The sequence below is a fragment of the Xanthomonas hawaiiensis genome (assembly GCF_031834635.1).
Classification (GTDB): domain Bacteria; phylum Pseudomonadota; class Gammaproteobacteria; order Xanthomonadales; family Xanthomonadaceae; genus Xanthomonas_A; species Xanthomonas_A sacchari.
Genome location: NZ_CP115873.1, coordinates 503,694 through 516,651, shown reverse-complemented (window position 1 = coordinate 516,651; position 12,958 = coordinate 503,694). Strand labels below are relative to the sequence as shown.

The 12,958-nt window shown below is 64.3% G+C and carries 13 protein-coding genes and 2 tRNA genes; 3 read left to right on the top strand and 12 right to left on the bottom strand.

Features of this window, described 5'->3' with window-relative positions; all coding sequences use genetic code 11:
- Positions 1-94: 94 nt before the first annotated feature.
- Both ubiK and PG878_RS02295 read left to right on the top strand, forming a co-directional pair.
- A complete protein-coding gene (gene ubiK / locus PG878_RS02300) occupies positions 95-364 on the top strand; it encodes a ubiquinone biosynthesis accessory factor UbiK (protein ID WP_209030587.1) in 270 nt (89 codons plus the stop codon).
- A gap of 13 nt (positions 365-377) precedes the next feature.
- Positions 378-1,931 (top strand): YifB family Mg chelatase-like AAA ATPase, encoded by a 1,554-nt coding sequence (locus PG878_RS02295; protein ID WP_209030586.1) that lies wholly within the window; start codon positions 378-380, stop codon positions 1,929-1,931.
- Between the two features lie 80 nt (positions 1,932-2,011).
- Here PG878_RS02295 and PG878_RS02290 read toward each other — a convergent pair whose 3' ends face one another.
- Positions 2,012-2,857: an alpha/beta fold hydrolase gene (locus tag PG878_RS02290; RefSeq protein ID WP_209030585.1), complete on the bottom strand. Its 846-nt coding sequence runs from the start codon at positions 2,855-2,857 to the stop codon at positions 2,012-2,014.
- Positions 2,858-3,097: 240 nt separating this feature from the next.
- Positions 3,098-3,174: transfer RNA gene (locus tag PG878_RS02285), tRNA-Arg, on the bottom strand.
- Positions 3,175-3,506: 332 nt separating this feature from the next.
- On the opposite strand from PG878_RS02285, the gene ubiA reads away from it, so the two are divergent.
- The gene (gene ubiA, locus PG878_RS02280; RefSeq protein WP_209030584.1) at positions 3,507-4,409 is read left to right on the top strand and encodes a 4-hydroxybenzoate octaprenyltransferase; all 903 of its coding nucleotides are present in this window, start codon (positions 3,507-3,509) and stop codon (positions 4,407-4,409) included.
- Between the two features lie 170 nt (positions 4,410-4,579).
- Here the strand turns inward: ubiA and PG878_RS02275 are convergent, their stop codons facing one another.
- The 10 genes from PG878_RS02275 to PG878_RS02230 form a co-directional block, all read right to left on the bottom strand.
- Positions 4,580-5,086: a SecDF P1 head subdomain-containing protein gene (locus tag PG878_RS02275; RefSeq protein ID WP_209030583.1), complete on the bottom strand. Its 507-nt coding sequence runs from the start codon at positions 5,084-5,086 to the stop codon at positions 4,580-4,582.
- A 195-nt stretch (positions 5,087-5,281) separates the two neighbouring features.
- Positions 5,282-5,971 (bottom strand): ComFC family protein, encoded by a 690-nt coding sequence (locus PG878_RS02270; protein WP_209030582.1) that lies wholly within the window; start codon positions 5,969-5,971, stop codon positions 5,282-5,284.
- Between the two features lie 386 nt (positions 5,972-6,357).
- Positions 6,358-7,263 (bottom strand): Abi family protein, encoded by a 906-nt coding sequence (locus PG878_RS02265; RefSeq protein ID WP_209030581.1) that lies wholly within the window; start codon positions 7,261-7,263, stop codon positions 6,358-6,360.
- Positions 7,264-8,027: 764 nt separating this feature from the next.
- Entirely contained in the window at positions 8,028-8,207 is a 180-nt protein-coding gene (gene relB / locus PG878_RS02260; protein WP_209030580.1) for a type II toxin-antitoxin system RelB family antitoxin, read from the bottom strand.
- Between the two features lie 14 nt (positions 8,208-8,221).
- The gene (locus tag PG878_RS02255; protein ID WP_209030579.1) at positions 8,222-8,581 is read right to left on the bottom strand and encodes a hypothetical protein; all 360 of its coding nucleotides are present in this window, start codon (positions 8,579-8,581) and stop codon (positions 8,222-8,224) included.
- Positions 8,582-8,617: 36 nt separating this feature from the next.
- The gene (locus PG878_RS02250) at positions 8,618-9,106 is read right to left on the bottom strand and encodes a hypothetical protein (protein ID WP_343237370.1); all 489 of its coding nucleotides are present in this window, start codon (positions 9,104-9,106) and stop codon (positions 8,618-8,620) included.
- Between the two features lie 133 nt (positions 9,107-9,239).
- Positions 9,240-9,329, bottom strand: a tRNA-Ile gene (locus tag PG878_RS02245).
- 422 nt (positions 9,330-9,751) lie between these two features.
- On the bottom strand, positions 9,752-10,525 hold the full coding sequence (locus PG878_RS02240) for a hypothetical protein (protein ID WP_209030578.1): 774 nt from the start codon (positions 10,523-10,525) through the stop codon (positions 9,752-9,754).
- A 20-nt stretch (positions 10,526-10,545) separates the two neighbouring features.
- Positions 10,546-11,916, bottom strand: a complete 1,371-nt coding sequence (locus tag PG878_RS02235) for a hypothetical protein (protein WP_209030577.1) — start codon at positions 11,914-11,916, stop codon at positions 10,546-10,548.
- A 10-nt stretch (positions 11,917-11,926) separates the two neighbouring features.
- Positions 11,927-12,859 carry a hypothetical protein gene (locus tag PG878_RS02230; protein WP_209030576.1) on the bottom strand — a complete coding sequence of 311 codons (933 nt, stop codon included), beginning with the start codon at positions 12,857-12,859 and terminating at the stop codon, positions 11,927-11,929.
- Positions 12,860-12,958 lie beyond the last annotated feature (99 nt).

Genomic DNA, 12,958 nt, shown 5'->3' with positions numbered 1-12,958 from the left:
AACGCCGGAATTTTCCGACAGCGCGCCGCGTCCGATCCCGATGGTCCCGATCTTTCCGGTGCCGCACTCTGACGCCACCTGCCGGAGCACAGCCATGATCGACCTCAACCATCTCGACGACCTCGCCCGCCGCCTCAGCGACCTGGTGCCGCCGGGCCTGCGCCAATCCCGCGACGAACTGCAGAGCACCTTCAAGAGCGCGCTGCAGGCCGGGCTGGGCAAGCTCGACCTGGTCACCCGCGAGGAATTCGAAGTGCAGCGTGCGGTGCTGCTGCGCACGCGCGAGAAGCTCGAAGCGCTGGAGCGCAGCGTCGCGGCGCTGGAAGCGGAACGCAGCGGGCCCACGCCCAGCCCCAACGCCTGATCCACCCGCCACCATGAGCCTGGCGCTGGTGCACAGCCGTGCCCGCGCGGGGGTGCTTGCGCCTCCGGTTCGGGTCGAAGTCCATCTCTCCGGCGGCCTGCCGGCTACCCAGATCGTCGGCCTGCCCGAGGCGGCGGTACGCGAATCGCGCGACCGCGTCCGCGCCGCCTTGCTCTGCGCGCAGTACGAATTCCCGGCGCGGCGGATCACCGTCAACCTGGCCCCGGCCGACCTGCCCAAGGAGGGCGGCCGCTTCGACCTGCCGATCGCGCTGGGCATCCTTGCCGCCGCCGGCCAGCTCGACCCGCAGGTGCTCGGCCAGTACGAATTCCTCGGCGAGCTGGCGCTGACCGGCGAACTGCGCCCGGTCGACGGCGTCCTGCCGGCGGCGCTGGCCGCCGCCGAGGCCGGGCGCACCCTGATCGTCCCGGCCGACAACGGCGCCGAGGCGGCACTGGCGCAACACGTGCAGGCCTTCACCGCGCGCACCCTGCTGGAGGTCTGCGGCTTGCTCAACGGCAGCAAGACCCTGCCCGCGGCGACGGCGCCGCCGGCGGTCGCCGCCCCCTTTCCCGACCTGAGCGACGTGCGCGGCCAGGCGCAGGCGCGCCGCGCCCTGGAGATCGCCGCGGCCGGGCATCACCATCTGTTGCTGATTGGCAGCCCCGGCTGCGGCAAGACCCTGCTAGCCTCGCGCCTGCCCGGGATCCTGCCCGAGGCCAGCGAAGCCGAGGCGCTGGAGAGCGCAGCCATCGCCTCGGTCAGCGGCCGCGGCGTGGATCCGGCGCGCTGGCGGCAACGCCCCTACCGCGCACCGCACCACACCGCCAGCGCGGTGTCGCTGGTCGGCGGCGGCAGCCATCCGCGTCCCGGCGAGATCTCGCTGGCACACCATGGCGTGCTGTTCCTGGACGAGCTGCCCGAGTGGAACCGGCATGCGCTGGAAGTGCTGCGCGAGCCGCTGGAGTCGGGCCAGGTGACCGTGTCGCGTGCGGCGCGCAGCGCCGAGTTCCCCGCGCGCTTCCAGTTGGTGGCGGCGATGAATCCCTGCCCCTGCGGCTGGGCCGGCGACCCCAGCGGCCGCTGCCGCTGCAGCGAGGACGCGGTGAGACGTTACCGCGCGCGCATCTCCGGTCCGCTGCTAGACCGCATCGACCTGCACGTGGAAGTGCCGCGGCTGCCGCCACAGGCGCTACGCGCCGATGCGCCGCCCGGCGAATCCAGCGCCGCCGTGCGCGAGCGCGTGGAACAGGCGCGGCAACGCCAGCAGGCACGTGCCGGCCGGCCCAACGGCCAGCTCGGCCACAGCGAGACCCTGCGCGACTGCCGCCTGCAGCCGCGCGACGAGGCACTGCTGGAACAGGCCATCGAACGCCTGCGGCTGTCGGCGCGCTCGCTGCATCGGATCCTGCGTGTAGCCCGCACCATCGCCGACTTGGACGCCAGCGACACCATCGCCACTGCGCACCTGACCGAGGCCATCGCTTACCGGCAACTGGATCGTGGGGAGGCGACGGCGAACGCCGTGGGTCCGACGCCACCTGGGGCACGCCGCCTGGCAGGGTGACGCCAGGCCGCAGCCGGCGTGCGCCGCATCCAGTCTGCACCCAGTCGCGCCCGCTGAGCGCAGCACGCTGCCGTACGCGCTCAGCTTCTCGCCGCAGCGTCCACCCAATCGGCGATCAAGGCATTGCATCGCCTCGCATGGGTAAAGGTCATGCCGTGCGACGCCCCGGCCAGCACCTCGTGGCGCGCCTGCGGCAACCAGGCTGCCAGCGCGGCAGCGTTGTCGCGGTACTGGGCCGGGCTGCGTTCGCCGGCGACCAGCAACACCGGCATCGTCAGCGTGGCGGCCTGCTCGGGCCGGTACGCCGGTAGTGCATCCGCGATCTGAGGCACCAGGGTCTGCGCGTTGTCGCGGACCATCTGCCGGAAGCTCACGCTGCTGCGCGCCCAGGCGCCGGGCTGGCTGACCGAATCGACGAAGCATTCCAGGCCGGCCTCGACCTGGCCGCCCTGCAGCAGCGCGATCGCCTGCGCGCGGACCGCCTGCACCTCGGCCGGCAGGCCCTGCGGCTGCGGGCCGCCCGGATCGAACAGGGTCAGGCTGGCGATGGCATCCGGCCGCAGCAGCGCCGCCTGCCAGGCCACGGCGGCGCCGCGGGAATGGCCGACCAGATGCACCGGCCGTGCTTCCTCGGCGATGAAGGCGGCGAGCTGCTGCGCATGCCAGCGCCAGCCGAAGGCATGCCGCGACGCCGACGGCAGCCGTGGGTAGTACTGGCCCAGGCTCAGCGCGCTGAGTTGGAAACGATCGGCCAGGCCGCGCACCTGCGGTGCCCAGTAGCGGTAGTCGCACAGCGCCCCATGGACGAGCAGCACCGAGGCGCCCTCGCCTACCCGCAGATAGGCCAGCGCGTCGTCCGCGCCGAGCCGGCGCACGGCGGGCTTGGGCAACGCGGTGCGTGGGCTGACCGTGCGCGGAATGGTCATGCCCGAGCGCCAATCTGCGCAGCGCGCCGGATGCGCAGGCACGGGCGGACGATGCCGGCGTCTGCGGCACGGCAGGTAGCAGGATGGTCAGACACAAGAGCAGGACTGAAGAAGATGAGCGCTGGCATGCGCATACGATAGCCACGTCGCCGACATGCGCGCTGCGACGCCTGCGGGCCTGTTTGCCACGCCCGCGCTCGTCGGAAAGACGATGCGGAGGAAGCAGGGGGCAGGACTGGATGGCGCGCCCGGAGGGATTCGAACCCCCGACCAATGGCTTCGGAAGCCACTACTCTATCCGGCTGAGCTACGGGCGCAACGGACGCGCATTCTAACGACATTCGTCGGCCGCGTCTCCCCCGGCCGCAACTCGCTGCGGCAGCGGTGCCACGGCCGTTCCGATCAGGCTGCGCCACTGTCCAGGCAAGCGGTGCGTGGCACGCGGATGACGACGGGGCCGATGGAACGCCGGGCGTCGCAGGCGCGCCGGCGCGTCGTCCGTCTGCCGCTGGGCAGGACACCAGCGCGCATCCGCAGCTCCAGCGGCGCCGCCGACGCCACGCGCTCCCGCAGCCAGCGCGTGGAGCGCGGGCCAAGCGCACGACACCGCGTGCTGCCGCCCGCACGACGCGGCTGCTACCCTTGCGCGATGGGTTACGAACGCTACGAAACGCCTGCCGCGCTGCCGCCGCGCGCGCGCCTGGGCCAGTACTGGAAACTGTTGCGCGGCGACCGGCCGATCGGCGTGCTGCTGCTGCTGTGGCCGACCTGGTGGGCGCTGTGGCTGGCCGCCGATGGGGTGCCGCCGCTGTGGACCCTGTTCGTGTTCACCGCCGGGGTCTGGCTGACCCGCTCGGCCGGCTGCGTGATCAACGACTACGCCGACCGCTGGCTGGACCCGCAGGTCGAGCGCACCCGCAGCCGGCCGCTGGCCACCGGCGCGGTGAGCGGCCGCGAAGCGCTGGCGGTGTTCGCGGTGCTGATGCTGGTCGCGTTCGCGCTGGTGCTGACGATGAACGCGCTGACCATCGGCCTGAGCGTGGTCGGGCTGTTCCTGGCCGCCAGCTATCCCTACCTGAAGCGCTACACCTACCTGCCGCAGGTCTACCTGGGCATGGCCTTCGGCTGGGGCATCCCGATGGCGTTCGCGGCGATCCGCGGCGAGGTGCCGGCGCTGGGCTGGTTGCTGTACGCGGTCAATATCCTGTGGGCCACCGCCTACGACACCTGGTATGCGATGGTGGATCGTGAGGACGACCTGCGCGCCGGCTCCAAGTCCACCGCGATCCTGTTCGGCGAACTCGACCTGGTCATCCAGGGCGTGCTGTACGCGCTGATGTTCGTCGCCCTCGCCTTCGTCGGCCAGCGCGCAACCCTGGGCGTGTGGTACTGGGCCGGCCTGGGCGTGGCGGCGTTGCTGGTGGCCGCCGAGTTCCGCATGGCCCGCCACCGCGACCGCGCGGCGTGCTTCCGCGCCTTCCTGCACAACAACTGGGTCGGCCTGGCGATCTTCGCCGGCATCGCCGCAGCGCTGGCGTTGCGCACGGCCTAGGGTCTGTCAGCGATCACGTGCAACGCACGTCGTGCCTGGACCTTGCCCCAAGGCCCTCGCAACAGACTGATGCTCAGGCGCGCCCGCCGTCGGCCAGGCCACCCCGACTCGACCCGCGCATGGCCTGACGCGGAGGCGGCATCCGCCGCCCCTCATCGCACCGATGCGTTCTAGCGCTTGGCGTCCTGCGCTGGCGCAGCCGTGGCCGGCGCATGGGTCAGCAGCGCCAACACCCGCTGCTGTTCCTGCACGTCCTGCAGTCCGCTGATCCGCAGGCTGTCGCCCGGCAACGGCGCCATGATCGTAGCCACGGTCAGCACCCGGCCATCGGCGAGCAGCGCGATCGGCTTGCCGACGTGCTGCTCGGTGGCCCGGGTCAGACGTTGGCCGTGTCCAGGAAAGCGGAGATCCAGCGCTGGCTGGCCATCGCCGTTGTCGGCGGGCACCACGGTCGCCGCCTCCTCGACGACCAGCAGCGCCTGCGGCGCCAGATACACCGGCTGACCGTGGTCGTCGGCCTGGACGTAGTCGGGAGTGGGCGCATGGCTGGCCAGGCGCCATTCGATCTTCGCCTTGACAGGCCTGGCGTCGGCGGCGTCCGGCACCTTGCCTCCCTCACACCCCGCGGCACCGAAGACACACAGCGCCATCGACAGACCCAACGCCTTCCAGCGCATCGCAAGCTCCTTTGGTTGTTGCCTACCACGATCGTAAAGCCGTACGCATCTGCCGAACGTGCATGCGCACACGCGCAGGCGCCTTGCGGAGATCGCCGCTTCGGCACGTCAGCCGATTCGCACGCAGCGCGCTTGCAGATTGTCTCTCACGGCAGGGGAAGCACCCCACCACCTGCGTGCGCTAGACGCACCCCGTCACGGCACCCGCGCCACCACCCAGGCATCGACCCGTTCCACGCCGGCACGGCGTAGCGCCTTTGCCGCGGCATGCAGGGTCGCGCCGGTCGTCATCACGTCGTCGATCAGGGCCACGTGCGCCGGCAGCGCCGCCGAGGCCGGCACCGCGAACGCGCCGCGCAGGTTGCGCCGGCGCGCGCGGGCGTCCAGTTCGGATTGCGCCGCGGTCGCCCGCACGCGCTGCAGGTCCAGGCACAGCGGCAGCGCCAGCGCGCGCGCCAGTGGTCGCGCCAGTTCCAGCGCCTGGTCGTAGCCGCGCTGGCGCAGCCGGGCCGGATGCAGCGGCACCGGCAGCAGCGCCTGCGGCCGCGGCAAGGCCGCGCAGCGTGTCTGCAGCAGTGCGGCGAGCAGGCGTCCGGCGGCCAGATCCTGGTGGAACTTGAAGCGGCGCAACAGGCCATCGACCGGCGCCGCGTACACGCAGGCGCTGGCGACCCGCTCCAGCAACGGCGGCCGGCGTTGGCACGCGCCGCAGACCTGCTCAGCATCCAGCGCCGGCAACGGCAGCGCGCAGCGGCAGCAGGCCGCCGCATTCCAGGGCACCCCGGCACCACAGGCCGCACACAGGTCCAGACCCGACACGCCAGGCTCGCCACAGACCAGGCAGCGTTCCTGTAGGACTCGACAGATGCCGAGAACACTTCCCACTTTAAATCAATACGTTGCGAGATATTAACCCGCCAAGATGAGCTCAAAGTGGCGGCAAAAGGTGAGAATTTCGATGATGCGGGGTCCAAAAAGCGAGTATTTCGTCATGTCTCTCCGACATAGAGTCCGACGGCTTCATGACGAAGGTTCTCTTGTACGGTGTCATCCACACTAATTCGCGAGACTCAACATTGATTCCCGAGACCGGCCTGGAGAGATGATGGGTCGAGGGGCAGGCCGGCAGAGCGCGACCGTTGTTTCAGCGGGCAGTAGCGCGTTCCATTCTTCTGGCTCTCAGATTCCCTAAGCAGATACGCATCGCTCGCCCGATATCTGCAGAACTCAATCACCAGCAGACTGCTGACGGAGACCAGAATTCTTGCAGGTCAAGCCCGCCAAAGGCGGTGGGACAGCCACCCGTCCGCTGCCCCTAGGCTCGTCACTCGGGCACTGTTGGTCAGGCCACCCTTCAGATGGGCATCGACGCGGTCACGCCAGCCGTCCCGATCGGCCGTTGTGGCTTCCAGCAGCCTACTAAGCAGAAGTAACAAGAAGAAGGAACGATTTGCCGGAAATGGCGCTTCGCTTTCGGACCATCCTGCCGCGCGGGGGCGCATCGCGCTTACGCCCAGCTCCTTGTTCCACAACCTGCCGTGGTGCGCGACGACGTTTCGCGCGACGGTCGTCACGTGCAGCCAGTTAGCGAAGACCGGCGGTGCCAATTGCACCTCGCGGGCAATTGCCTTCTGTTCGTTGGTGCGCAGCGCCTTGTAGAAGCGGGAGAGCGATCCTAATGACATGACCTCAGTTGCCATCCAGATCGGTACCATGGGAAAGGCCGGGATGGTGTACTTGTCCCTGTAGTGTCGGATAAACGTCTCCTTGGATCGCGTTACTTCCTTGAAGACACCATCAAGCCACTCCCCATGCTGGGAGCCCGTGAACATCAGATTTGCCGCGTCCAGGTGCCCAAAAGCACCGTAGGCATGCGCAAAGTGGTAGGTAAGCAATGTCCGGGTGGCCACCTCGATGTGGCCGACCGCCTCCATCACCAGATCTCGTAGCACCCTGTCGAACTCGTAGAGATCGACCGCTTCCTCAAACGTCGCTTGCTCACGATAATTGTCACTGCCCGCCAAGCGCTGGGTGTACAGATAGCCCATGAGGCGGTAGTAGCCCACCCGTTGAAGATAGCGCTCAGCATTGCCGGCGTCGCCAATGGCAAGCCCGCGTTGTTGAAGTTGTTCCAGCTGGGCTTGGATCAACAGCGGTGGCTTGCCGTACTTAGTCATCCTGGCACCAAACAGCGGCCAATAAAAAACCCGCCGATTTGAGCATGGCGCGAACGTGTCGCGTCAGAGGCGTGGCGGGTGTGTTGGGCTCAGTGTAACTACAACGTTACTTACCTGCAAGTAATTCCAGGCAGCTTCCGACAGGCGTAAGCTATTGTTCGTAAAGCACTTCCGCAATCTCGGATGAATTCGGGAGCAAGCCAGGCCCAAATTTAGCAATGTGAACGGCGACGGGGTGCGGCCTCAGATGACTCTGCGGCCCTTTGGCGGAACGACGGCTGGGCAACAGGATTTGGAAGAACCAGTGTCACGAAGGTACCACTTGGCGTCATGGGTTCGCGCTATGGCAGCACCCCGCAAGGTCGACGACGGCTTGAAAGGCCGCGTTCAGCAGCTGGCCCACCAGCGCGAGGGTCAGCACACTGGATCATGTTGGAAGCGATTGAACAGTACGTGCAACGCGAGTACGTGCAACGCGAAGAAGCGCGTGAGAGCTTGAAACAAGAGGGCTTGGCGTCCTGTGTGTCCTACCAAGAAACCGGCCGACACCTGACCAGCCGGGAAGTGCGCATCTAGTCCGAACGCGCCAGCTCGTGGTACCTGCAGCCAGGAAAGCACCTGCCGGCGATCCGGAAGAACAGCGGCCTGATTGACGTCGGAACAGCGTTCCTGAAGCCCGGCGCACCCAGTCCTGTGGGACATCTATGCTCGCACTGCCGCGGTGTCCCGTGCGGCCGTTTTCTACAGCAGGCTCAAGCGAGCTTCTATCCCTTCGCGGCGGCTTCGATCGCAGCGTGTGCGCGCGCCATCACTTGGTCGTGCGAAATCGTCGGCCGCGTGTCGGCCACGGCGCGCTTGATCTTCGCCCGGAACCACCGGTCATAGTTCTCGGCGGCTTCGGTGGACTTAAATTCGGAAACATGAGGATCGAGCTTGATCGGCATGGTGTTCCCAGACCTTAGTAGAAGTCACTGCGGCTTTGTTGGTAGCTCTCGAAGGCTTGCTCGATCTCAGTATCAGTGGGATCTCGGTAGATCGAGCCACTGGGCTGTTGCAATCGATGAGTGACACGGTACCAGCCCCGAAAATCGTCGAACGAAAAGACGAAGCCCGACTTGGCAACAACGTCCTCTGGAGGAAGCGCAGGTTCATCCTTTAGCCTTTTCACCACGCCAGCCGCAGCATCTGCTGTCGCGATTGCTGTGCCTTCGCCTTTATCAAGATGGAGGGAAAACGTTGCAGCCCATACCTGAGGCACAGCCTGAGACAACAGCCATGATCGGTACCGCGGATCCAGTTCGTCTGCGAGGTCATTCATGCCGCTTCTCTCTCCACACGGTTCTGCTTGCGATGGTTAGCTAGGGTGTGCGCTTACTCGTGCCATAGCATCAACGCCCCATGAGGGGCATGGCATGCGGCCGGTAGAGACATGCCATGCCACTCGTAGTGCCTCGGCATCGACCAAGGCATGGTGCCGTCTGGCCCGAGCTGCAGGATGAGCCTCAAAGTAGGCTTCCACCAACATCGCCGTCGACCTGTCGTGAATGATCTGCACATCCACTACCCGAGGTGCCGGGCCGCATAGAGAGACTTCGGTATCAGGTAGCTCGAAGCCTGCGAGCACGTAGTGCAGAAGCTGAACATCGTTGGCGTAGTCCGCACAGATCATGGGAGCCTTTGCCGAGTAAAGAACATCGCGTATGCGCGTGGTCATCGCTTGATCCGGCAATATCGCCTTGCCGCGGTCCAGCAGTGGATAGACGACGCTACGAACGAAGTCCGTTGGATGCGCAGGCAAGACTTCTCGTTCGGCGTAGAGGTAATCAATGCCGTTCTCAGCCACGAGAGCAATGCTAACGAGCTCAGAGCCTAGAGTGTCGGCCCATTCGGTATCGAGAAAGAAGCGTATCAATGAAGGGCCCAGACGGAAGCAAGGCAGAGTTCAACGCGTGATCTGCGAAGACTTAAACAGGCGGTGCCCCTGGCCGGGCTCGAACCGGCACTTGCCGCTTATCTGGCGCTGACGGGATATAAATCCGCTGCTCTACCAATTGAGCTACAGGGGCGTGATCGTTGCGATCACGCCGGTATTCGGAAGCCTGTCTCGTGGCAGTGGCGGGCAGTCATGGGTTGAGCATAGCATGCGTTTGTTGTCTAACGGCGGCTCGGGTGCCGGTGTTGCGGCCGACTTTTGGCGTGACTTAGGGCGCGCTGAGGCCGTCATACGTTGCAACTCTGCTGCCAGAGTATCGCCTTGGGCACGTTCCAAAGACAGCTTCTCGTAGAGCTTCAGCCGCCGCTTGACGGAGGCTCTTGCTAACGAGCGTGCTGTTCATACGCCTGACGCTCCCGCTGCACTCCAAGCCGCGTAGCAGCATCTGCAGTTCTTTTCGTGCCTGATCAATCTCCGCATGTGTCCAATCTTCAATTGCACACCGGTGGTCGGTATCTAACTCCACACTCGTGGGGAGACACACTTGTCCGACCGCTATGGCAACTCCGGTAGATCAGCCATCGTGAGACGCTCCAATTCGGCCCCTGCAGTGTACTCGCCGAGTCGACGGACGAGACGCGAGACCATAGCCTCCAGCCATGTCCGCTCTGCGTCCAGCATCCGGGCTGGCGGGAGCACCCCCTGGAACTTGCGTACGGTATCCGCCCCCCCAGCTTTCGTTGATAGCTCAGACAGCTTATGCAATACGGCTTTGTCTATCTGTAACATCGCTGCGATGTCCTTCTTTGATCGCCCTCCCAAGCCACCAAGGACCGTGTAGATGAAGTACGCCGCCGATGGCAATGGCTCTTTTCCCATTTGGTAGCCAAGCCAGCGACGGTGCGCGAGTTCAACGTACTCCGATACGGCAAAGGATTCCGGTCTTTTCGGATACCGTATGCGAGTGAGATGAGCCTGGATATGATCGGACAAGACTACCGTTGAATGGAGTTCTGCTGCCCGGGGCGCCAGACCCGGCATTTCAATCTCTGGCGTTTCCTCCAGCTCCGCCGACTCGAAATGAAATCTGAGCGATTCAGGCCCGCAATCCAAGTCTGCCTGCATTTCCCAGGCCTTCAGGTACGACGCAAGCCCTTCCACCGCTGCCGCGCTGCTCTCGAAGTCCTCGCTCGGCCAGATCGTCAGGCGATCCTGCTCCAGCCGGAACTTCCCGTGCGGATTCGTGAACTCTTCGGCAGCCGCGATTTCATACCGGGTATCCGCGTGGCTGGAGATACGATAGGCAAGCCCTCGGACGCGCTTCGTCATTTTTCCACCTACCTTCCAGATTAAATCTTACTAGCCCTTCCGGAACCTATCCGCCGGAACGGCGAGACTGCAGGATCCGCCGGCCCAAAACGGAACTCGAACTGATTGTCGTCCTCGTCGCCACAGTCAATAAGCTTGATAGCCGAGATCAGCTCGCCGCGCGACAGTGCTTGCGCGAACGGGTTTAGTTCGTTACCCGGTTGACTTCCCCATCGATGGAAATCCGAAAATTGTTCCGGGGTAGCCTTGCCGGCGAGGAGCTCCTGCACCAATCGCGCCGAAATCCGGATCGTGTTGCCACTCATTTGATAACCCCCATGTGTTCCCAGTCCATAGCCCCCCTCCTGACAACGAATTGCCGCATTGCAGACGTCGGCCATCGGCGTAGGAACGACCTGAACCGAGCGTTCCAGTAGTTCATGAACCACTTCAAAGACATCCTTGTCCACTCTAGGCGTCGGTCCACGCGCCGGCGCGGCAATCAACTCGTAGTGCATGACATAGCCGCGTAAGAACGCATCGTACGGGTTCCGTTTTTCGACGGCCACCAGAAGCACGAGGTCCACGGTGCGGGACTTGCGCAGAAATTCGGTGGCGATCTGCGTTGACGTATAGTTCCCACCCGACCCGCCGAGACTCGACTTCCTCATCGCTGCACAGTCACCATCGCACAGGATGACTAAGCGAATGGCGTCCTGCGGTGCCGCACTTAGCTGCTGCGCTTTGGCCTTCAGCGCTCGGTACACCACGTTCTCAGTCAATGAAGTCGCCAGGTCGTAGCAAGGATGACTACCACCCGATGACCATTGGGACTGATCGTATCGCAGGCTGAAACGAATGCCAGGGGCTTCGTGACCAAACTCTGCCGTCGCACGAGGCGACGACGCAAGCTCGCGTACGAACGGCTCGACGATGTCCTTGATCAGCCGCGTAAATGCCTCGCCTGTCGGAAGCAAAAGCCTCACCCGTTGTTTCGGCCATTCTCCGGTCCGTTCGCCGGCGACGTCATAACGGAAATGATCTGGATCCAGTCGATACTTGCGTGCTAGCCGGCTGACTTCGTCCCCGAGCTCTCTGAATAGGTTCTGCCTGTCCAAGCCTACGTCCGACACGCAGGTTATGTCACCAACGATCGATAGAAGCTTGCCCTTGTGAGCGAGTTCGAATCCGAAGTCGGGTTGGCGTCGGTTGGATAGCGCGACCTCGTGACGAATTCGGGCGACATGGTTCAAGGCCTGTAGAAACACCACTTCCCACATGGCGGCCAGCCGGTCGCGGCCCGGCTGGTTTAGGCGACCGACAAGTTTTGCATGCTGGTCCGCGGACAGCACGGCCTCAAGCTGACCTAGCCTGTCTTGGATGGCGCGCCGGGAGAATACGAACATCGTCATGGTGAAACCCCTAAGGACCTGGCTCCGCGCTCTTCCAATAAGGGAGTTTATAGGTGCCGCCCTTTCGGACTGAACGCAGTTCACTCTGAATCTTGAATGTACCGGGCAGCTTGCGCAGCGGTGCCGTCCTTGCCGTGACGGAACCGCCTTGTAGACTGAAGATCGGCACCCTGACGCGATGCTCATCGGGGAAACCGCGGAGCGGTAATCGATTCAACAATTCAAGCATCTCGACCAGCAGGATGCCGCGGGCGTCACTGGCATCATAGGCGGCTGAAAGCGGAATCATAGCGGTCGGCAAGATTCCCGCATCCGCAAGGACTTCCTCAGCGATTGCGCACATCTGGTACATAGCGGGTAGCACCTCGCGTAGCGTCAACGCGAAGGAATAGCCTTCAGGATCATCCCGCCCCGGCCGCAGGAACTTGACGGATCCCTGCACCCCGTCGCCGATAGGACCCGTAACCATGTAGCCATGCGTCACCAGGTCTTTAAAACTCATTTCGATCCAGCTCAGACCGAATCCTTCGTGCTTGATAAAGTTGATCGGTATTTTATAGAGGCGATTGATGTGTGCATCGAGCCGACGCTTCGCTGCATTGGCATCGGCGCCCATTTTGCGCTCTGGGACGCTTGGCAGCAAAGTCCGCATCAGGACACCGAGATAGTCGTTCAACGCAGCGCAGCGGTGCATCAACAACTCCGTGCTACCCAAAATATTTCGCTTACGACGCGCCTCGGCCTGCCCGTCCAATCCGTCAAAGTCAAGTGCGATGAGCATCTCATGCAATTGCTCTGCCACACTCCAGAACGATTCTGAAATCCGAGTGGCCGGATGCGCAACCTTATTTTTGTCCAGCGCAGCGACAAAATTTGGTGCGAGATGGAAGGCACGCACCGCCAACATCGGCAACGGCGACCCGCTAGCGCTTAGTTCCTTCATTTGAGCCGCCCTCCCTTTGAGATCATTGAAACTTCTGTAGCCAGATCCGATCTGGACATAATTTCGGCACCACGAAGTAGGGACGTTAAAGCTCCCGAG